The 20002-nt window shown below is 60.6% G+C and carries 15 protein-coding genes and 2 tRNA genes; 3 read left to right on the top strand and 14 right to left on the bottom strand.

Translation table 11 applies throughout. The features are described from left to right. Window positions 1–126: 126 nt before the first annotated feature. Together BUA94_RS04495 and BUA94_RS04490 are read right to left on the bottom strand one after the other, a co-directional pair. Window positions 127–780 (bottom strand): response regulator transcription factor, encoded by a 654-nt coding sequence (locus BUA94_RS04495; protein ID WP_073010888.1) that lies wholly within the window; start codon window positions 778–780, stop codon window positions 127–129. Between the two features lie 306 nt (window positions 781–1086). Further along, complete coding sequence (locus BUA94_RS04490; protein ID WP_073009332.1) at window positions 1087–1557, bottom strand: secondary thiamine-phosphate synthase enzyme YjbQ; 471 nt, start codon at window positions 1555–1557, stop codon at window positions 1087–1089. A gap of 236 nt (window positions 1558–1793) precedes the next feature. Between BUA94_RS04490 and BUA94_RS04485 the strand changes: the two genes are divergently transcribed. Next, window positions 1794–2729 (top strand): thioesterase family protein, encoded by a 936-nt coding sequence (locus BUA94_RS04485; RefSeq protein ID WP_328586276.1) that lies wholly within the window; start codon window positions 1794–1796, stop codon window positions 2727–2729. 75 nt (window positions 2730–2804) lie between these two features. Here the strand turns inward: BUA94_RS04485 and BUA94_RS04480 are convergent, their stop codons facing one another. The 4 genes from BUA94_RS04480 to BUA94_RS04465 form a co-directional block, all read right to left on the bottom strand. Further along, a complete protein-coding gene (locus tag BUA94_RS04480) occupies window positions 2805–3554 on the bottom strand; it encodes a hypothetical protein (protein WP_073009322.1) in 750 nt (249 codons plus the stop codon). 142 nt (window positions 3555–3696) lie between these two features. Then, the gene (locus BUA94_RS04475) at window positions 3697–4317 is read right to left on the bottom strand and encodes a 2-hydroxychromene-2-carboxylate isomerase (RefSeq protein WP_073009319.1); all 621 of its coding nucleotides are present in this window, start codon (window positions 4315–4317) and stop codon (window positions 3697–3699) included. 57 nt (window positions 4318–4374) lie between these two features. Continuing rightward, entirely contained in the window at window positions 4375–6015 is a 1641-nt protein-coding gene (locus tag BUA94_RS04470; protein ID WP_073010885.1) for a cisplatin damage response ATP-dependent DNA ligase, read from the bottom strand. Window positions 6016–6619: 604 nt separating this feature from the next. Further along, complete coding sequence (locus BUA94_RS04465; RefSeq protein ID WP_073009316.1) at window positions 6620–8737, bottom strand: methyl-accepting chemotaxis protein; 2118 nt, start codon at window positions 8735–8737, stop codon at window positions 6620–6622. Window positions 8738–9340: 603 nt separating this feature from the next. Here BUA94_RS04465 and BUA94_RS04460 point away from each other — a divergent pair. Next, window positions 9341–11521, top strand: coding sequence for a DEAD/DEAH box helicase (locus tag BUA94_RS04460; protein ID WP_073009313.1), 2181 nt, complete (start codon window positions 9341–9343; stop codon window positions 11519–11521). A 934-nt stretch (window positions 11522–12455) separates the two neighbouring features. On the opposite strand, the gene BUA94_RS04455 is transcribed toward BUA94_RS04460, so the two are convergent. Beyond that, window positions 12456–12530 (bottom strand) — tRNA-Gln (locus tag BUA94_RS04455). A gap of 313 nt (window positions 12531–12843) precedes the next feature. Between BUA94_RS04455 and BUA94_RS04450 the strand changes: the two genes are divergently transcribed. Further along, a tRNA-Pro gene (locus tag BUA94_RS04450) sits at window positions 12844–12920 on the top strand. A gap of 20 nt (window positions 12921–12940) precedes the next feature. On the opposite strand, the gene BUA94_RS04445 is transcribed toward BUA94_RS04450, so the two are convergent. The 7 genes from BUA94_RS04445 to hmgA all read right to left on the bottom strand — a co-directional run bounded on the left by BUA94_RS04445 (window position 12941) and on the right by hmgA (window position 19984). Beyond that, window positions 12941–13822 (bottom strand): aminoglycoside phosphotransferase family protein, encoded by an 882-nt coding sequence (locus tag BUA94_RS04445; RefSeq protein ID WP_073009311.1) that lies wholly within the window; start codon window positions 13820–13822, stop codon window positions 12941–12943. A gap of 152 nt (window positions 13823–13974) precedes the next feature. Beyond that, complete coding sequence (locus BUA94_RS04440; protein ID WP_073009308.1) at window positions 13975–14169, bottom strand: DUF2783 domain-containing protein; 195 nt, start codon at window positions 14167–14169, stop codon at window positions 13975–13977. A gap of 4 nt (window positions 14170–14173) precedes the next feature. Next, window positions 14174–15799: an FAD-dependent oxidoreductase gene (locus BUA94_RS04435; RefSeq protein ID WP_073009305.1), complete on the bottom strand. Its 1626-nt coding sequence runs from the start codon at window positions 15797–15799 to the stop codon at window positions 14174–14176. A 136-nt stretch (window positions 15800–15935) separates the two neighbouring features. Continuing rightward, window positions 15936–16886, bottom strand: a complete 951-nt coding sequence (locus BUA94_RS04430; protein WP_073009302.1) for an MBL fold metallo-hydrolase — start codon at window positions 16884–16886, stop codon at window positions 15936–15938. An 80-nt stretch (window positions 16887–16966) separates the two neighbouring features. After that, window positions 16967–17485, bottom strand: a complete 519-nt coding sequence (locus tag BUA94_RS04425; RefSeq protein ID WP_073009299.1) for a hypothetical protein — start codon at window positions 17483–17485, stop codon at window positions 16967–16969. A gap of 108 nt (window positions 17486–17593) precedes the next feature. Continuing rightward, window positions 17594–18610 (bottom strand): fumarylacetoacetate hydrolase family protein, encoded by a 1017-nt coding sequence (locus tag BUA94_RS04420; protein ID WP_073009296.1) that lies wholly within the window; start codon window positions 18608–18610, stop codon window positions 17594–17596. Between the two features lie 48 nt (window positions 18611–18658). Continuing rightward, on the bottom strand, window positions 18659–19984 hold the full coding sequence (gene hmgA / locus BUA94_RS04415; protein WP_139251005.1) for a homogentisate 1,2-dioxygenase: 1326 nt from the start codon (window positions 19982–19984) through the stop codon (window positions 18659–18661). Window positions 19985–20002: the final 18 nt, after the last annotated feature.

Here is a 20002-nt window from a genome sequence, read left to right as displayed (position 1 = left end):
TCCTCTTCATCTGCGTCATGACGCAGGGAGAGGCAGGTGTATCTTACGGCCGCAAATTTCCGGTAAGCTGGACGTCTAAAATTCTAGCAAGTTTCTTAAGACCTGCCCGGACTGAAAATTTTCCTTTCAGCCGATCTGCCACTGCCCGGCCTCGATCTTCGAGGCGGCAATCACGGCCTGGGTCCGGCTTTCCACGCCCAGCTTTTGCAAGATGGCGGAGACATGCGCCTTGACGGTCGCTTCGGACACAGACAGCTCATAGGCGATCTGCTTGTTCAAAAGGCCTTCCGACAACATCATCAGAACGCGCACCTGCTGGGGCGTGAGAGTTGCCAGACGCTGGACCAGATCCGTCGTGCCGTCATCGGCGGACAGGTCCACTTCCGGCGGGGTCCAGACATTGCCCTCCATCACCGCTGAAATGGCATCGCGGATGACTTCGATCCCGTGGGACTTGGGAATGAAACCGGAGGCCCCGAACTTGATGCAGCTGCGGATTGCCTGGGGGTCCTCATTGGCGGACACGATGACGACGGGAACACCCGCGAACTGCGCCCGCAGATACATGAGGCCGGAAAAGCCGCGCATGCCCGGCATGGTCAGATCGAGAAGAACGAGATCCACATCGCTGCCGCCGCTCAGGAGAGCGGTCACATCCTCAAGGGTTCCTGCCTCCTCGATGCGGGAATCCGGATACTGAATTTCCAGCGTCTGTTTCAACGCCCCGCGAAACAACGGATGGTCGTCTGCAATGATGAATCGAAACGCTGTGTCCGGCACGCCGGGCTCCTCCTTGCTGTCCGGGCGGGTAACGTTCCGGCACCCTTGCCGGCGCCGAATCCAGTCAGCCCTCCCTCCCAGAAAGCCTGCCGTCTCGCGCCCGCCGCCAGCCTGCGTCTCCGCCTGCCGGCACATGTGCCGTATGTCTGCCCCGCCCCTGAGTTGGCAGTCTTTCTGCCTGATCTGACTTCATTTTTGCAGCGCTTATAAACTGCCGTCAATCCCACCGAAGTGAGCATCCCCTTCGTGGCAGCGATTTACTGTCTCAAACAGAAAATGGCGGTTCCAGCTAAGTAGTTGACCCTATCACGTTCCCAGATAGTGCAGGGTCACCGTCCGTTGGTGCTGACCTTTCCGGTGTTCAACAATGTAGATCGCCTGCCAGGTACCCAGATCCATTTGCCCGTCAATGACCGGGACCTGAAGAGAAACACCGGTCAGGTGGGACTTGATATGGGCAGGCATGTCGTCCGGCCCCTCCAGGTGATGCCGGTAGCCATCACCTTCAGGCGCAAGCCGGTCAAGTGCATCGATGATGTCTGCCTGAACATCCGGATCGGTGTTTTCCTGGATCGTCAGGGATGCGGAAGTATGTCTCAGGAACAAGGTCAGCAAGCCATCACCGGCTCCAGCGCTTTTCAGCCAGTCATTCACGGGCTGACTGATCTGGTGAAATCGTTGCCCCCTGGTCGGAACCACAAGACGGGCCATGGATTGCCGCAAGGAGCCCTCCGCCTCGTCCAATGTCCAAAGACCCAAAGACGAATGGGGTGCCATGAAAGTCGATCCTTCTTGCCGCCGCTTAATGAACCCAGTGATTTCAGGCCCTTAACAGAAGGAGGCCGGTATCTTTCCCGTTGGGACACCGCCCTGCCCCGTTAAATACAACAGAACAAAACTGCTTCAGAAATGAAACACACATCAGAGAAAATACGGACTTTTTTCGCAAATACAATCTCTGGTTTATCGACATAGAGCAATCATAAAACGATTACTCAAAAACAACGAATACAATGTGGAAATCGCCCCATAATCACAAGATAAGACACGGGCAACCGTGCAAAGTTAGGAAACATTCCGCAATGCCTTTTCAGGAAACTCTGCTTTCATTCGCAAGCCGATGGGAATGCGATGAGAACAACCATCTGAATATTCAATTTTATTTCGGGATTTTTGAAGAAGCTGACCGTCAGTTTCAGCTTTTGAGCGGCTTCTCCGATGCGATCGCCGGCCAGAGGCGCGTGCGTCACGTCCGCTTCCTCCGGGAAGTCAAAAGCGGCGACCTGGTGCGCGTGGCTAGCGGTGTTGCCTTTGACGGACCGCATATGCTGACCGTGGTCCATGAAATGTTCGACGGGGCGACCGGCGACCTGACGGCCACAGCCATCGACGGCTATGCGCCCAACGCTTCGTCCGCCCGCACCCTGCGCACCCGCTTCAAGGACTTCATGGTGCCGATGCCGGCCCATGCCAACCCGCAGGAAATCGCGGCAACGCCGGTGAACACACGCATGACCCTGGACACGCTCCTGTCCGCAGGCGCAGTGCTATCCCACCGTGCAACGGTTCTGGCCCGGCACCAGGGCGCGGACAATCGTGCGGATGATCAGTTCGCCGTCTCCTGCGCCAGCAATGCCTCACCGCATTTCTGGGAAAAGACGCCGTTGAAGCAGGCCTATCACAAGGAAAACGGCCTCGGACGCCTGACCACAGAGGCAAAACTGACCTGGCTCAGCCCGCTCAAGGCCGGGGATGCGATCCTGGTGCTGAGCAACCTGACGGCCGTGCAGGACAAGTCCTTCACCCTGCGCCATCACCTGTTTGAAAGCCGCACCAAACGGCTGGCTGCCGTTTGCGATTCCGCGGTTCTGCCGCTGGACCTGCAGATCCGCCAGCCCGCTGCCCTGCCCGAACAGACAAGGCGTGACCTGACGGCTCTCTGCCTCTGACAGGCAAATGACACGTAAAACCCCGGCAAGGCCGCAGCAAGATGTCTTGCCGGGACGTTCTCTCAAGGCGCGAAGTCAGCGTGCGGAAGGCTCGCCTTCCATATCCCGGCGCAGGTCCTGCATCAGACCGAAGAACCGGCGCATCGCCTTTTCAGAAAAATCCAGAACCTTGTTGAGCTCCTGCTCGTCCTTTTCGGAGAGTGACGGCTCAGTCTCCGCAGACTTGCCGTCTTCCGCCTTGGGAGAAGAAGGCAGCTCCGGTGCTTTCAGCGAGTTCCTGGCAGCTTCATCCAGAGCCTTTTCGCGCGCACCGGCTTCAAGCTCCGCAATCCGCTGTTTCAGCGCATCGATCTGGCCGTTCAAGCTGACAATCTCGGCTTCATAGGCATCTTCCGCCAGTGGCACCGGCGAACAGCGCCAGACCGCATTCTGCTTCTTGCAGACGCCCACCTTGCCGCTGTGCCGGTCAATCCGCAGAACATCTTCGCCGTTGCGGACAAGCTGGAAACGGTGGGGCGGACCGAACTCGGATTCGTCGGCATCAGCTGCCCCTTCGGAGCTTGGCACCGCATCATCCTGTTTTTCCGCCTCACGCCCGGCCTCCGGCTTGACACCTTCAGGAACACGGCCGTCGAATTTCTTGGCCCCGGCCGGAACAATGGCAGACCGAAGCCCGGCATCTTCGGCAAAGGCCGCCGGGGTCAGCGACAGGGTCAGCGGCAGGGACAAGACAGCCAGAACGGATCCGGCCGCGATCATCCGCAGTCCACCAGCCTTGAGAGTGGCTTTCATCCGCTTCGGTTCCATCTGTGCTTCTCCAGCCATCTGCCGTCTCATCCTTTGCCCTGAGTCCTGTTCTAGCAAATGCGAACCACAATCTCATGGTCAAAGAATGATGGAGGGCCGTCCTTCACAAAAGAACGGCCCTCCTGATCATGTCTTGCCTAGAATTCAGGCTGCCGCGCGCCTAGAGCGGACGGAAAGCCGGCCGGTCGGAGACCAGGGCCCGTTCCAGCAGATCCAGCCGGTCCTGCCCCCAGAAAGGTTCCCCTTTCAGGACATAGCAGGGCGAGCCGATGATGCCGGTTGCAATCGCGTCCTTCTTGTTGGCCTGATAGGCTTCCTCGACCTCATCGCCCTTGGCGGCAGTCAGAACCTTCGCCGCATCCGCGCCAAGGCTTTCCAGGACGGAGGTGATCACCCCCTCGTCGGCAATGTTCTGGTCCTTGGTCCAGATCGCCTGAAAAACACCCAGCGAATAGTCGAGCATATTGCCGCCGGACAGTTCGAAAGCGATGCCTGCACGATCCGCCAGTCCCGGAGCCACAGGAAAGAAGGCGGGCTTGAAGGTCAGCGGAATGCCCCTGGCTTCCTGCCAGCGTTGCAGTTCGATCAGGCGGTAGTCCATGCGGACAGGATGGCGCTTGGCAAGCGGCACGCCGCCACTGCTTTCAAACACGCCGCCCAGATCCACCGGACGGGCACGGATGGTAACGCCCTGCTTTGCGCAAAGCTCCCGAAAGGCCTGATGGCCGAGATAGGCCCAGGGCGACAGATGAGTGAAATAGTAATCGATGGTACGGGACATGCCCTCTTCCTTTGGTTTTCCCGGAGCCCCTCCTCCGGATGAATGCGCAGACCTTGACTACCCTGTCAGCAAGGCTTCCAGCGTTTCGATCCTGTCCGCCTCTGCGGGCGGCTTGTCCCACCGCAAGCGGGATATGCGCGGAAAGCGCATAGCCAGTCCCGACTTGTGGCGTGTCGACCGGTTCAGGCCTTCAAATGCCACTTCGAGCACAAGACCTGCTTCCTTGCCATGCAAAACTTCGCGAACTGGCCCAAACCGGTTGACCGTATTGGAGCGGACGAACCGGTCGATTTGCACCAGCTCCTCGTCGGTGAAGCCGAAATAGGCCTTGCCAACCGGCACAAGCACCTCGTTTTCCGGATCGCCGGACCAGACGCCGAACGTATAGTCGGAATAAAAGGAGGAGCGCTTGCCATGCCCCCGCTGGGCATACATGAGCACCGCATCCACCAGATAGGGATCGCGCTTCCACTTGAACCACTGGCCCTTCGGGCGGCCGGGTAGATAGGGAGCATCACGGCGCTTCAGCATCAGGCCTTCGACCGCCGCCGCATCCGGGCCGGCAAGAAGCTGCTCCGGGCTCTCGCGGGCAGCGGCGATCGCCTCCCAGCTGACAGCGGGCACTTCCGCGGACAGGTCGATCTCCGGCCTGCCCAGCGCCAGGATAAAGGCCTCAAGCTTCCGCCGGCGCTCCAGAAATGGCAGGGCACGCAGATCTTCCCCTTCCAGAACCAGAAGGTCATAGACCCGGATGGCAGCCGGATAGTCTCTTTGCAGCTTCGGCCCTGCAGTCTTCCGGTTGAGCCGCTTCTGCAAATCGGAGAAGGGCTGCACTGCCCCTTCCCGCCGCACGAGCAGTTCGCCGTCGATCACGGCATCAAACGTCATGACGGCCAGGATGTCCGGAAAGGCCGCGGATATATCCTCTCCCGTACGCGAATAAAGCCGTGCGACCTGCTGCCCTGCTTCATTTCTGGCGGCAGCTGCCTGAATGCGGATCCCGTCCCATTTCCATTCGACGAAAAGATCCTTGGCCGCATGATTTTCCGGATCGCTGTCCGCATCCAGAGGATGGGCCAGCATCACCGGCCGGAACGGCACCGGATCGCGCGACTGTGGCTTGTCTGCCCGCCCCTCGACCCAGGCGAACAGGGCTTCATAAGGTGGCTCAAGCCCGTGCCAGATCTCCTCAATCTCATCCGGCTGGACATTGCCGAGACGGGCGGCTGCGGTCTTGGCAAGGCGCGCAGACACCCCAACGCGCAGGCCGCCGGTCACGAGCTTCAGCAAGGCCCAGCGCCCGGTTTCATCCAGCCGGTCCAGCCAGTTGGACAGCAGTTCCGGGATCTCGGCCTTTCCCGCCGTCTTCAACGTTTCAACGACCGCCGCCAGGGACAGGTCCCCTTCCTTTGGCGCGGAGGAGGCCGGCGCCGGCCACATCAAGGCGATGGTTTCCGACAGGTCGCCGACAAAATCATAGGACAGGCCGAACAACACCGCATCGGTGCGGGCACTGACCAGTTCCCGCAGCAAAGCTGGCTTGGCATGGCGGAAGGACAGGTCCCCGGTCAGGGCCGCCAGTGCGTAGCCCCTGTCGGGATCCGGAACCTTGCGCAGATAGTCGACGAGCAACGCTTCCTTGGCGAGGCGCCCCGGCTCATAAGACAGTCGGTCGAGAAGGTGCGAAAACGCTTGCATCCGGGCCCAGGCGCAGAAGAACAGGAAAAGGATCAGTCCTCCTGACAATGTAGATGGTCCGGCCCTGTTGAAAAGCCCTCCGCAAAGCAGAAAGCCCGGCACCATGTCGATGCCGGGCTCAGGATGCGGACAAAGGCATCAGGTTCGCCTGTCATCAACTCTGTTCTCGAGAGTGCTGAAACGGGAAACCAGCCTTTCCTCTCGCCGTCATTCCGGGCTTGACCCGGAATCCACGCCGTTCCGCCTCCTGAAAGCTCAGATTTTCTGTGGGGTCAGTTTCGGCATGGCAGGACGAAGACGGAAGGGATTTCTCTTGCAGGAAAGCTGGCTTAGCCAATTTTCCCGCCCGAAACCTTTCCGTCGTCATCCCGGTTTGGTGCGTGAGCATCAAGACCGGGAGCCAGTATTCCCTGACGCAGCTTTAAAAAAACAGGTTGCCGCCCAAGGTTACTGGATCCCTGCCTTCGCAGGGATGACGAGCTTTTCGCGATCGTTTGTCCTCAAAAGCAGGGCCCGTTCCGAAGATTATTGCCCGGCACCATGCCGATGCCGGGCTTTGCTGGATTGCTGTGTGTTTGACCGGCAAGGCGCCGGCAGACGGGCCTCAGGCGGCGAGGTCGGTGTTCTGGCTTTCCTCGGTCTGGCGGCGCAGGGCGTCGCGGCGGGCGGTCAGGTCATTGCCCATTTCCTTCAGGAAGCCATGAACGGTGGTGGCGAGTTCCTCGACTATGTCCTTCACGTCTCTGGAAATGCCGTCCACGTGACCGGCCTCCTGCGAGGTCTGCTGAATGGCGCGGGTCACCCCGTCCACGCTGCGCAGCGCCTGAGAGGTGCCATCGGCGGCAACGGCGGCGCTGCGGGAAATCTCGCCCGTGGCAGCGCTCTGTTCTTCCACCGCAGCCGAGATGGCTGAAGTGACTTCCATGATGTTCTCGATGGAGACCGAAATCTCGCGGATCGAGTCGACGGCCCCATCCGTCAGTTCCTGCACGGCCTGGATCTGTCCGGCAATCTCCTCGGTCGCCTTTGCGGTCTGGTTGGAGAGTTCCTTCACTTCGGCGGCCACAACCGCAAAGCCCTTTCCGGCCTCGCCTGCCCGGGCGGCCTCGATGGTCGCGTTCAGGGCGAGAAGATTGGTCTGCTCGGCGATGTCACGGATCATCTGAACCACAGCACCGATCTTCTGGGCAGCCTCTGCAAGGCTGGACACATTGCGGTCCGTTGCCGTCGCAACTTCAGTGGCCGTGGAGATGATCGTCGTCGCCCGGCCTGCCTGGGCCAGGATCTCGTTGATGGCGCTCGACATTTCCTCCGCGGCTGAAGCCACCGACTGAACCGACGAGGACGAGTCCGAAGACGATCCATGAGCCACATCGGCAGCACGGGAGGCCGAGCCGGAGATGTCGGAGACCTTGCTGGCCACCTGGATCAGGCCCGAGACCTTTTCGTCCACATTGCCACTGACCTGGCCGATCAGCTGGCGGAAGTGCTCGATGATGGTTTCCACATGGCTCTGACGGCTGGCTTCGCGCTCCCGCTCTTCGGCAGCCTGGCGCTCAAGTGCGGCACGGGCACGGGCATTCTTCTGGAAGACAACGCCGGCACGTGCCAGGTCGCCAATGCTGTCGCGCCGGTCGGTCATCGGCATCTTGAAATCCAGATCAGACTGGGCGATCCGGTTCAGGCTGGTGGTGATCGCCTTGAGCGCTCCCGTGATGCTTCGCAGCTGCCACAGGCAGATGGCGAGCGTGACAAGCAGCAGGATCAAGCCTTCCGCCACTTCGATCATGACCTCGTTCCAGGCCTGATCAAGCAATTCCTGCGCACGCTCTTCAGCAGAGTGAATGAAGGTCATGGAGACTTCACGAACCAGCTCCAGACGCTTGGTTGCTTCCGCGAACCAGACATTACCATCGATGCCCTGACCATCCTTGGTCTCAGGCAGATGCAGCAGGATCTGGCGCCATTCCATGACCTTTTCGACAGATGGACCGGCTACGGTCTTTTCATAAAGTGCCAGCTGCCGCTCGGAAGCATGTTCCTCGAATTCGTCAAGGTTGGCGTGCTCAACGGCGACCTTCTCCACATAGTTCAGAAAGAGGTCAAAAGGCACTTCGCCGGTCGCAGCCACCTTGGCGAACAGCTGACCGCCATAAGCCCGCGCCAGACCACCCGCTTCCTTCGCATCAATAAGCATGTAGAAGGAGCTCATCTGCCGGGTGAAACGGGCATCGTCGCTGAATTCCACGATCGCGCGGACCACATCGCTGACCACATCGATGGTCTCTGAGTAGACCTCGATCACCTGGGCGGCACTTGCCTGCTTCCCGTCAACGGTCTTGCGGAACTCCTGCAGCTTGCCAAGCTCTGAGACTGCATTCCGGGTCACTGCTTCAAGGCGGGCGTCGTTAAGATGCATCCCCTCCACATGGACCTTCATGCTCGCCATCGCAGCATTGGTCGCTTCGCGCTGCTGGTCCACAAGACCGCGGCCCTGCGCTGAGTAGCTAGAGGCAATGAAGACGGCGGTGCGCCCGCGCTCTTTCTGCAATTCGTCGATGGCGCCTTCCGCAAGTTCTGCAACCCGCGTGAGCGGAACCAGATCTGCGTCATGCATCACCTCACGATAGCTTCCCGTGATAGCGATAACATCCGCGATCAGAAAAGCGAGAAGCGGAATGACCGCCAATGAGGCGATCTGAACACGAATTGATTTCAGCATAGAGCCCGTTCCTCTTGCACGACCAAACCGAGGAGGGAGATTACTTCACCGCTCTTGCAAAATAGTAAATCCGGACAATTAAACTTAAGAGCAAAACGAGTTTGTATTACTACTTATCGATCAAATTAAAAAAATAACTGTCAAAAATACGTAAGTTACGCCTCCCCAATGCTAATCATATGGATTAAATCGAGAAATAAACTTCAACTCAAAAATCTACCCCTGCAGGAAATCAAAAAACATCCAGAATTCAACAATTCAAGCAAGAAACCATTAGGTAAAATTCCAAAACCAGCACAAATGACTGATCCAAATCGAAAGCAAAATGTCTTCAGATGGATGCAACGCTGGCCCGGCCTCTCCGTCAGGCTGGCTAAAGACTTAATGGCAGCCACCCGGCAAGTCCGGCCGCAAAGGCAGCCATCCGGGACGAATTAACCGGTCCGGAGCAAGCATTTGAAGGGGTGAAGACACGCAGGTGCTTCCGGTTTCTGTAGACCTGAGCGGATTTCCCGCCTATATAGGGCCCAAATGGTACCGCGTTTCCGCGCATTGTCCGGCAAGAGCCCGCTGCGCCGCGCAGACTTCCTTTGAAAGTGATTGATGACAGATCTCAATAACGTCGCCCCGGCGTTGGCCGCCGCTTTGGCAAACCGGGGGTACGAAGCCCTTACTCCCGTGCAGTCGGCCGTCCTGACCGAAGCCCCCGCAGATGCCGACCTTCTGGTGTCCGCGCAAACCGGCTCCGGCAAGACCGTAGCTTTCGGCCTGGCGCTGGCGCCGACGATCCTGGGCGACGCAGAGCGCCTGGGCCCTGCAGGCGCACCGGTTGCCCTGGCCATTGCGCCCACACGCGAACTGGCCCTGCAGGTGAAGGATGAGCTGAGCTGGCTTTATGCCGATGCCAATGCCCGGACCGTCTCTTGTGTCGGCGGGATGGACCCGCGCACCGAACGCCGCAACCTGGACAATGGTGCACACATCGTCGTCGGCACCCCGGGCCGCCTGCGCGACCATATCGAACGCGGCGCCCTGGACCTGTCCGAGCTGCGCGCGGTCGTCATGGACGAAGCAGACGAAATGCTCGACATGGGCTTCCGCGAGGATCTGGAATTCATTCTGGACGCAGCACCGGCCAGCCGCCGCACGCTGATGTTCTCCGCAACGGTCCCCAAGCCGATCGCGGATCTGGCCCAGCGGTTCCAGCGGGATGCGGTGCGCATCAGCACGATCAACGCCCGCGAACAGCATGGCGACATCGACTACATCGCCCATCCGGTTGCGCCGAACGAGCGTGAAAACGCCATCATCAACGTCCTGCGTCAGCATGAAGCCGAAAAGGCCATCCTGTTCTGCTCGACCCGTGAAGCGGTGAAGCGCCTGACCAGCCGTCTGGCGAACCGTGGCTTCTCCATCGTCTCGCTCTCAGGCGAACTCAGCCAGGAACAGCGCTCCGCTGCCCTGACCGCCATGAAGAACGGCTCGGCCCGTGTCTGCGTCGCAACGGACGTTGCCGCACGCGGCATCGACTTGCCGAACCTGGACCTGGTGATCCACGCCGACCTGCCGACCGGCAAGGCCGCCCTGCTGCACCGCTCCGGCCGTACGGGCCGTGCGGGCCGCAAGGGCACCTGCGTGCTCATGGTGCCTTATCCGCGCCGCCGCGCCGCCGAGCGCACCCTGCATTTTGCCGGCGTCAAGGTGACCTGGGCTCCGGCCCCGACCGCTGACGACATCCGCGCCAAGGACCGCGAGCGCCTCCTGGCCGATCCGTCCCTTTCTGCTGAGATGGAAGCGGACGAACTGGCCATTGCCCGCGAGCTTCTGGAAAAATACGATGCGGAGCGCATTGCCGCTGCTTTCGTGAAGCTGCGCCAGTCGCGCCTGCCGGCTCCTGAAGACGTTTCCGAAGCCTCCGAGGACAACATCCGCGGCCGCGGCCCGGGTGAACAGGGCGGCCGCACCGCCGAGATCCGTGGCAAGTTCGAAGATGGCGTCTGGTTCCGCCTGTCGCTCGGCCACAAGCACCGCGCCGATCCGCGCTGGCTGCTGCCGATGATCTGCCGCGCCGGTCATGTGACCAAGAAGGAAGTTGGCGCGATCAAGATCTTCCAGAACGAGACCCGTTTCGAGATCGACGGCGCCCATGGCGAGCGTTATGCGGAAGTCATCCGCCGCGATGGCACGGGCGAAGACAATGTCACGATCACGGTGCTCGACGCCCGTGGCGGCAAGACCCCGCCCCCGCCCTTCGAGGACCGTGGCGGTGGACGCGGCGGCTTCGGCGGCGGTCCGCGCGGCGGTGGACGCCCGCGCCGGGATGCCTATGAAGGCGGCTCGGAAGACCGGATGGACCGTCCGTTCCGTGGCAATGACCGCAATGGTGGCGAGCGGGGTAATGATCGGGGCGGCGACCGCAATTTCGACCGGGCTCCCCGTGGTGACTTCGCAGGCCGTGGTCCGGCCAAGGGTGGCAAGCGCCGCCGCTTCGGCGACGACGAGCAGGCCCCGAACCATCCCGCCTTTGAACCGCTGGACATGAAGGCTCTGGCCCGCGACGGCGGCCGGGACCAGGACGGCGGCGACCGTCCGGCCCGCTTCCGCAAGGACGAGCGTCCGGCCCGCCGCGACTGGAACGCCGACAAGGCCCCCGAAGGCCGGGACGGCGGCAAGCCGGAAGGCAAGAAGCCCTTCAAGGCGAAAGCTGACGGTCCGAAGAAGAAGGCCCCGAAAAAGGCCAAGCCTTCCCGCTCCGAGCGCAAGGCCACCAAGGCCGGGTCATAAGACTGGATTTGAGACAAGAAAGCCGGGCAATTGCCCGGCTTGAGGTTGATGACAAAGGGATCCTCCCTCCCGTTCGTCATGGTCGGGCTTGACCCGACCATATGCAAGTCATTGACTTGTTTAGGTCCTCGGCTCAAGGCCGAGGATGACGGTGGAGAGGTAGAAGCTTAGTCAGCAGTCTGAAGCCGGGCAAACGCCCGGCTTTTTTAATGAGCTGCCCCCCCCCGCCACCGCGCTTTCCCGGAGGCAGCGAAGCGGAGATCCGGGATCTTTCGCCCATTTATTCTATTGAAAGAAATAGGATTTTTAGACAGATCCCGGCTCAGGGCCGGGACGGCGCGGAAAGAAAAACCTGAAGCCTTAGGTTTGTCATCAATCTCTCGATCGTCCCCCGGCCAAGCGCAGCGCGAGCCGGGGCCCACTCGCGCAAAGAAGGCTGCTGATGGCATCCTGCGGAAAGGGATCTCAAGCCAGACCCGTTTTCGCGATCTTCCGCGTCGTCCAGCAAAGCTCTGGCAATGAGTGGGCCCCGGATCTCCGCTTTGCTGCGTCCAGGGGACCAGCGGATCAGTTTCGGGCGGGAAAACTGGCTAAGTCAGCTTTTACGAGGGAGAAATCCCCTCCGTATTCGTCCTGCCATGGCTTGACCATGGCATCCATGCCGTAACCTCACCCCACAGAAAAGCTGTGTTTTCAGGAGGCGGAACGGCATGGATTCCGGGTCAAGCCCGGAATGACGGCGAGAGGAAAGGCCAGCTTGACCTTTTCAACACTCTTAAGCACAGAGTTGATGAGCAAGTGAGAGGTTTGTCATCAATCTTGAAAGCCGGGCAGCCATGAGCCCCTGCAGCGGGACAGCTTCTTCAACATGGAGACGCAGGAGCGCGGCAAAGCCAGCAGCTTTTTTTGATAAGTCAGCGATGTGCAGGAAGGCTGGCTGGGGCGGGAGGATTCGAACCTCCGAATGTCGGTACCAAAAACCGATGCCTTACCACTTGGCGACGCCCCAAAAGAGTTGAGATCGTATAGCCAAGCCCGCGTGCGGACGCAAGGCTTAGAACGGGTCCGGGACTGCTGTTTTGTCTGGGTTTTCCCCAGCAGGAAGACCGGCCCTTCCCTGCCCTCTGCCACAAGAGCCTTTTGCCGCCTCACTCATCCACAGGCAGGCGGCCAGCGCAGGCCTTTCTCTCGTCTTTTTTTCATCCCGCCCTTGCAAGCCTCTTGCAGGCGCCCGGCAGCAGTGCTAATAACCCGCCACACCAGACGGGCGGCACGCTCACTGGTTCCCGGCAAGCATTGATTTGCTTGATAAAAAATCGGTTCGGAGTGTAGCGCAGCCTGGTAGCGCACCTCGTTCGGGACGAGGGGGTCGGAGGTTCGAATCCTCTCACTCCGACCATTTTTCTCAAATACACAGCGTTAGGTGAGTGCCAAATCAAGACGTTTCAGCGTCTGGCGGCATTGCTGGCAGAGCTCTTCGTGGGACCTTCCGCGATAATAGCTCAGCGCAATCACGGCTCCATAGAGCGCCCATCCCCTTGCCCGGCTCCAATCATCCTCGGACAGGCCGCATTCGCTCCTGAAGAGGTCACGACTTTCTGGAGCAATCCATGTCCAGGCAGCCGCATAGTCCACCGCAGGATCACCAACGGCAGCAAGCCCCCAGTCGATAACGGCGGTGAGCCGGCCGTCCTGCGCCAGCATGTTGTCCGCCTTCAGATCTCCATGGATCCAGACCGGCCTTTGAACCGGCACAGCCGCACAGGCCTTGTCCCAGATCTTTCGTGCCGCCAGAACGTCGATCTCGTCTTCCAGCACATCGATGCTTGAAAGAACCGCTTCGGTTAAAAGCGGGAGCGGAACCCCGCGCTGGTGATTTCCCGGCCCGGCTTCTGGCGCGCCTTGCGGATCAACCAGATGCAACTGCCTTAGAAACCGGGCCAGGCATATGGCTGCCTGATCCGGCTGTGCGATTTCGCCAGGCACAGCGATCCGCCCCGGCTCCCAGCGGAAGATGCCGAAGTCATAGCCTGTGTCCTGTTTCGAGCTGCCATGAAACAGCAGGACCGGAACGGACAGCGGCAATCCCTGCAGCCTCGGCAGCCAACCGATCTCTTTCTCAAGTGGGATCACGGCGCTCCGCCGCTTCGGAAGCCTGAGAACAGCATCCTCCCCGAGCCGGAACAGGGCGTTGTCGGTGCCTGAAGACGCAACGTCCTGAATGGGAAGCTGAGCCCAATCAGTGGCATAGCTAACCAGAAGGTCTCTGGCCTGAACGATCGAAACACCGAATTCGTCCATGCAAAACCACCCCGATGCCGCAGGCTCACACCTGCTCGAGAGCCATATGTAATCTCAGCCTCGTTCGCCCAACTGACGATTTCACCTCATGCGTCTTGAGGCAAGCCGGAATGGAGCAAGCGGCCCATGCTTCGAGACGGGCCTGCTGCCCCTCACCCCACAGCCTTCGCGCGTTTCAGGCAGTCCTTCAAGGCCTCTCCATCGCCGATTTGCGCTGCCAGGAGCAGGATCAGGCGGGCGTTGAGAGCGTCGCTTTCGGATTTGGTCAGGCCCTCGTGAGCGGCCAGAAGGTCGGCGTAGAAATCATCCGGACGGGCAAAGCCCTGGAGCTGGTGCTGTGTCGTCATCTGCTTATGCCTCCCCCGCCTGATCCTGCTCCGAGATCCCCAGTGCCCGGCGCAGGGCCTTGTCAACTTCGTCCTGATCAAACCCCGTCCAGCGGGCGGCGATGTGCTGGTCGGGGCGCAGGAGATAGACGGCCTGCGGGGCCTCGCCCAGATACCGGGCGGCAAGCGCTTCGCCGGGCTCGGCCACGCCAAGACCCCGCACTTCAATACCGCACAAAGTCAGGCTGTCAGGCACCTTGCAGCCAATGCCAAGCAGTTGAAAGCTGCCGCCGAGGCGGTCTATCAGCCAGCCGCCGGCAAGCGGCGCATCGACGGCGGGCGCACCCGGGCGGGTGCGGACAGGCAATTCTGCGCCATCCGCGCCATTCAGGGGCGAGCCGTCATAGACGGCCGGCATGGACAGGCGGCCGGAGTTGACCAGCGGCCGGGCAAAGCTTTCGGTCTCCGAAAGATCCAGAACCGCATCGCGGAAGATCCGGCTGATCTCGGATTTCGGCGTGATGAAATCGGTCGAGCGGCTGGAGTTGAGAATATTCTCGTCTGCCGCAAAGACCCGTTCCTGATCGTAACTGTCGAGCAGGCTCTCCGGCGCCTTGCCATCCAGCACCAGCTTCAGCTTCCAGACCAGATTTTCCGCGTCCTGGAAACCGGAATTCGCACCACGGGCACCGAAGGGCGAGACCTGATGGGCGCTATCGCCCGCAAACAGCACCCGACCATGGCGGAACTTCTCCATCCGCCGGCACTGGAACGTGTAGATCGAGACCCATTCCAGGTCGAATTCCACCTCTTCGCCCAGCATCTGCTTCAGGCGCGGAATGACCCTCTCCGGCTGCTTTTCGGCTTCCTTGTCGATATCCCAGCCAAGCTGAAGGTCGATCCGCCAGACACCGTCCGGCTGCTTGTGCAGCAGCGCCGACTGGCCCTTGTTGAAGGGCGGATCGAACCAGAACCAGCGCTCGGTCGGGAAGTCCGCCTTCATGGTCACATCGGCAATGAGGAAATTGTCCTCGAACACCCGGCCGATGAAGTCGAGCCCCATCATGCGGCGCACGGGCGAGCCTGCGCCATCACAGGCAATCAGCCAGTCGCAGGCAAGGTCATAAGGTCCATCCGGTGTTGCCACCGTGATCCGGCATCCGCCCGCCCGGCTCTCGACACCGCTTACCTTGCTGTTGCCGCGGATCTCGATGGGCCTGCCTTCTGCCTGAAGGTCCCGCAGCCGCTCCACCAGGAACAATTCGCAGTAATATTGCTGGAGATTGATGAAAGCGGGCCGCTTGTGGCCATCCTCCGGCAGAAGATTGAAATCATAGACCTTCCGGTCGCCGAAAAAGACCTTGCCGACGTTCCACAGGACGCCCTTGTTCACATAGGCGTCGCCACAGCCAAGACGGTCCATGATCTCCAGCGTGCGCTTGGAAAAGCAGATGGCGCGGGAGCCGAAGCTGACCTTGTCGTTCTCGTCCAGAACGACAACCGGCACGCCTTGCTGGGCCAGATCGATGGCCACGGCCAGCCCGACAGGCCCGGCCCCGACGATGATCACCGGATGACGGACGGGCTCTCCCGCATCCTGATCCACGGAGCGCACATAGGGATAGAGCGGCGTTTCGAAAATCTTGGACATGTCTCCTCCCAGAGCCGATCCAGAAATGATTTTGACCGGCAGCCAGCGCCCGGATCTCCAGCGAAGGCAGCCTGCGCTGCCCCCTCCTCTTGCTGAAAGATCCAGGTGTCCTCCACCTGCCGGTCAAGGGATCTACTTATCCCTGAAGCTTCGCCCACATTTCTGCGTCGCGCTCGGCAGTCCAGATGCGCGGGGTGTCGATGCCGCGGGCTTCGTCATAGGCACGAGCGACATTGAACGGCAGGCAGTGCTCGTAGATGGCGTAGGTTTTGAACTTCGGATCACATTCGGCGCGCACTGCGTCCCAGGCTTCCTTCAGGGAGCCACCGCGCGCGGCCACCTTGGCCACCGGCCGGTAGGTCGAGGCGACGAAGTCGCGGGTGGATTCGATGGCCGCTTCCACCATGTCCGGACCGACCAGCGCATCGCCGCGCCCCGGAGCAATCGACCGTGGCTCGAAGGACTTGATGGCGTCCAGCGTGTGGCCCCAGTCTTCGAAATGGCCATCACCGCAATAGCAGGCCGAGTGATACTCGACGATGTCGCCGGTGAACATGACCTCTTCATCCGGCACCCAGGCGACGATATCGCCCGCCGTATGGGCCCGGCCCAGATGCATGAGATCCACCCGGCGCTTGCCGAGATAGACGGTCATGCGCTCGGAGAAGGTGGTGGTCGGATAGGTCAGGCCCGGAATGCTCTCGTGGCCCTGAAACAGGCGGGGAAAGCGCTGGAACTCGCTATCCCAGTCTTCCTGGCCGCGTTCCACGACCATGGCACGGGCCGTGTCGCTCATGATCACGGTCGGCGCGTTATAGGCCGCAGCGCCCAGCACACGCACAGCGTGATAATGAGTCAGAACCAAATGGGAGATCGGCTTGTCCGTGATGGACCGGACCTTTTCGATGACCTTGTTCGCCAGGCGCGGGGTGGCCTGGGCCTCGATGATCATGACGCTGTCGTCGCCGATGATCACGCCGGAATTCGGATCCCCTTCTGCAGTAAAGGCCCAAAGGTCCTTGCCCACTTCGGTGAAGGAAATCTTCTTCTCGCTCATGTCGCCGGCAGAGGCGAAGGTCTTGGTCATCGGGTCTTCCTTGAGGTTTGCGGGGTGCCTGCAAAGTTGCCCCCGCAAGCATCCCAATTTCGGACCGGCGGACCGGCCGTTCACTGACTGGAAATCTGGGCCGTCAGTTCATTGCGGATCGACAGCAGTTCGTTTTCCATCGGGGTCTGGATGTCATCGATCACCGCGCGGCCTTTTTCCTCGATCACGTTGAAGTAGGTCTCGGAATAGGCCTGATACTCGGGATCGGTTCCAAAGCAGGTCAGGCCCTGGAATTTGGCGGTCACGCGGGTGACGCCGCCTTCCGGACGGGCCGCCTCAATGGACAGGTTCTTCAAGGGGCAGCCGTCCTGACCGTTGACGATCACGTCCCAGTCAAAGGGCGAGCCCATTTCCTTGGCGGACGGGGTGTCTGCCGCCTTGCGGTACAGGGCAGCGAACTCCGCGCTGTAAAGGGAGGCAAGGCGCTTATCGGAGAAATAGTCCTGATAATCGCCCGGGTTTTCGGCCCAGTTCGCCTCGGCAGCGGCCATGACATCGCGCACCGGGGCCGTTGCATCAGCCGCCAGCGCCTGAACGGGCAGCACCATTACCGCAGCAAGCAGCCAAAACGTCTTCATTGGAATCAACCTTCTAGCAAGACCGCGCAAGCGGCGCGGCCCGCTGTATTTATCATGTCCCGCGCGTCCAGCATCGGGGATTTATACGGATCCCGATCACTTCCCTTTTCAAGCTGTCTTGCTCTTTTCGACCGTCTGCTCGATGGCCCCGAAAATGGAGTGGCCTGCCTTGTCGAACATCTCGATGCGGACAGTGTCGCCGAACTTCATGAAGGGGGTTACGGGCTTGCCCCCATTGATCGTCTCGATCATGCGGATCTCTGCAATGCAGGAATAGCCCACGCCACCTTCAGAGACCGGCTTGCCCGGTCCACCGTCCATCTTGTTGGAAACCGTGCCCGAGCCGATGATCGTGCCAGCGCTGAGCGGACGGGTTTTCGCCGCATGGGCAATGAGCTGCGGGAAGTCGAAGGTCATGTCGACACCCGCCTCAGCCCGGCCAAAGGCCTTGCCGTTGTAGTCCACCCGCAGGGGCAGATGCAGCTTGCCACCATCCCAGGCATCGCCAAGGTCCGCCGGCGTGACGGCCACCGGAGAAAAGGCTGAAGACGGCTTGGACTGGAAGAAGCCGAAGCCCTTGGCCAGTTCCGCCGGAATGAGGCCACGCAGGGACACGTCATTGACCAGCATGACGAGGCGGATGGCTTCGCGCGCTTCTTCAAGGCTCGCGCCCATGGGCACATCACCAACGATCACAGCAATCTCGCCTTCCATGTCGATGCCAAAGGCCTCATCGGCCATGCGGATCGGATCACGGGGAGCCAGGAAGCTGTCCGACCCGCCCTGATACATCAGGGGATCGGTCCAGAAGCTCTCCGGCATTTCTGCGTTCCGGGCCTTGCGCACCAGCTCCACGTGATTGACGTAGGCAGACCCATCCGCCCACTGATAGGCGCGCGGCAGGGGTGACAGCGCATCATGCTCGTGAAAGCGCATGGAGGGCACGGCATCATGGCTGAGACTCTCGGCCAGAACTTCCAGCTTCGGCGCCACCTTGTCCCAGTCATCAAGCGCAGCCTGAAGCGTCGGTGCGATATGGGTAGCCTCGGTGCAGCGTGTCAGGCTGTCGTTGACGATGACCAGCTTGCCGTCGCGGCTGCCGTCCTTGAGCGATGCGAGTTTCATTCAGCGTTTCCTAGATCTTGTTGTTGCCCTGCACCGACGCCGGTCGCATTACTTGTTCCAGGTGCCTTCTGGCGTCCCGTCGAACTTCTTCTCAAGGCTCTCCCAGCAGTCGATATAGTCATCCTGCAACGGCGCTTCCCTGGCTGCAAACTCTGTCAGATGCTGGGGGAAGCGGGTCTCGAACATGAAGGACATGGTGTTGTCCAGTTTCTCGGCCTTGAGGTCCGCGTTCGAAGCCCCTTCATAGGCATTCTTGTCGGGACCATGGGGCAGCATCATGTTGTGCAGGCTCATGCCGCCGGGAATGAAGCCCTGGGGCTTGGCATCATACTGGCCGTAGATGTTGCCCATCAGCTCGGACATGATGTTCTTGTGATACCAGGGCGGACGGAAGGTGTTTTCCGCAACCATCCAGCGTTCGCGGAAGAGCACGAAGTCGATGTTGGCCGTCCCCGGCACGCCGGACGGCGCGGTCAGGACGGTGAAGATCGAGGGATCCGGATGGTCGAACAGGATGGCCCCGACCGGGCAATAGGTCCGCAGGTCATATTTCACCGGTGCGTAATTGCCGTGCCAGGCAACGATATCGAGCGGAGAATGGCCGATCTTCGTCTCATGGAACTGGCCGCACCACTTGATGGTGATCTTCGACGGGGTTTCCCGGTCTTCAAAAAAGGCGACCGGCGACTTGAAGTCCCGGCGGTTGGCCATACAGTTGGCGCCGATTGGACCACGCCCCGGCAGCTCGAACTTCTGACCATAGTTCTCGCAGACGAAACCTCTGGCCGGGCCGTCCAGCAGCTCGACCCGGTAGACGAGACCGCGCGGAATGATCGCGATTTCCTTCGGTTCCAGATCGATGACGCCAAGCTCCGTGCAGAAGCGCAGGCGCCCTTCCTGCGGAACAATCAGCAGTTCACTGTCGGCGGAATAGAAATACTCGTCCACCATGGACCGGGTGACCAGATAGACATGGCTCGCCATGCCCACCTGGGTGTTCACGTCACCGGCCGTGGTCATGGTGCGCATGCCGGTCAGCCAGGTCAGCTCTTCCCCGGAATGGGGGACCGGATCCCACCGGTACTGGCCGAGAGAAATCACATCATCCACCACATGGGGTGCTGACTTCCAGTAAGGCAGGCTGACCTTGGCGTAACGGGTGGAATGCTTCACGGACGGCCGGATGCGATAGCACCAGGTGCGCTCGTTCTGATGGCTCGGGGCGGTGAAAGCGGTGCCGGAGAGCTGCTCGGCATAAAGGCCATAGCTGCATTTCTGCGGGCTGTTCATGCCCTGCGGCAAGGCACCGGGCAGAGCTTCGGTTTCAAAATCATTGCCGAAGCCCGGCATGTATTTCAGGTCATTCGCAGACATGTCCACGCGCTCCTCCCG

The sequence above is a fragment of the Roseibium suaedae genome (assembly GCF_900142725.1).
Lineage (GTDB): Bacteria > Pseudomonadota > Alphaproteobacteria > Rhizobiales > Stappiaceae > Roseibium > Roseibium suaedae.
Note: the sequence above shows the minus strand (reverse complement) of the source record. Positions and strands in the feature narration are given on the sequence as shown.

Excerpts from the sequence above, each read along its gene's own strand:
- BUA94_RS04440 (WP_073009308.1), bottom strand. The coding sequence starts at position 14,169 with ATGACGACACAGCACCAGCTCCAGGGCTTTGCCCGTCCGGATGATTTC.
- BUA94_RS04475 (WP_073009319.1), bottom strand. The coding sequence starts at position 4,317 with ATGTCCCGTACCATCGATTACTATTTCACTCATCTGTCGCCCTGGGCC.
- BUA94_RS04420 (WP_073009296.1), bottom strand. The coding sequence starts at position 18,610 with ATGAAACTCGCATCGCTCAAGGACGGCAGCCGCGACGGCAAGCTGGTC.
- BUA94_RS04460 (WP_073009313.1), top strand. The coding sequence starts at position 9,341 with ATGACAGATCTCAATAACGTCGCCCCGGCGTTGGCCGCCGCTTTGGCA.
- BUA94_RS04480 (WP_073009322.1), bottom strand. The coding sequence starts at position 3,554 with ATGGCTGGAGAAGCACAGATGGAACCGAAGCGGATGAAAGCCACTCTC.
- BUA94_RS04485 (WP_328586276.1), top strand. The coding sequence starts at position 1,794 with ATGTGGAAATCGCCCCATAATCACAAGATAAGACACGGGCAACCGTGC.
- BUA94_RS04465 (WP_073009316.1), bottom strand. The coding sequence starts at position 8,737 with ATGCTGAAATCAATTCGTGTTCAGATCGCCTCATTGGCGGTCATTCCG.
- BUA94_RS04425 (WP_073009299.1), bottom strand. The coding sequence starts at position 17,485 with ATGAAGACGTTTTGGCTGCTTGCTGCGGTAATGGTGCTGCCCGTTCAG.
- BUA94_RS04430 (WP_073009302.1), bottom strand. The coding sequence starts at position 16,886 with ATGACCAAGACCTTCGCCTCTGCCGGCGACATGAGCGAGAAGAAGATT.
- BUA94_RS04490 (WP_073009332.1), bottom strand. The coding sequence starts at position 1,557 with ATGGCACCCCATTCGTCTTTGGGTCTTTGGACATTGGACGAGGCGGAG.
- BUA94_RS04470 (WP_073010885.1), bottom strand. The coding sequence starts at position 6,015 with ATGCAAGCGTTTTCGCACCTTCTCGACCGACTGTCTTATGAGCCGGGG.
- BUA94_RS04445 (WP_073009311.1), bottom strand. The coding sequence starts at position 13,822 with ATGGACGAATTCGGTGTTTCGATCGTTCAGGCCAGAGACCTTCTGGTT.
- BUA94_RS04435 (WP_073009305.1), bottom strand. The coding sequence starts at position 15,799 with ATGTCCAAGATTTTCGAAACGCCGCTCTATCCCTATGTGCGCTCCGTG.
- hmgA (WP_139251005.1), bottom strand. The coding sequence starts at position 19,984 with ATGTCTGCGAATGACCTGAAATACATGCCGGGCTTCGGCAATGATTTT.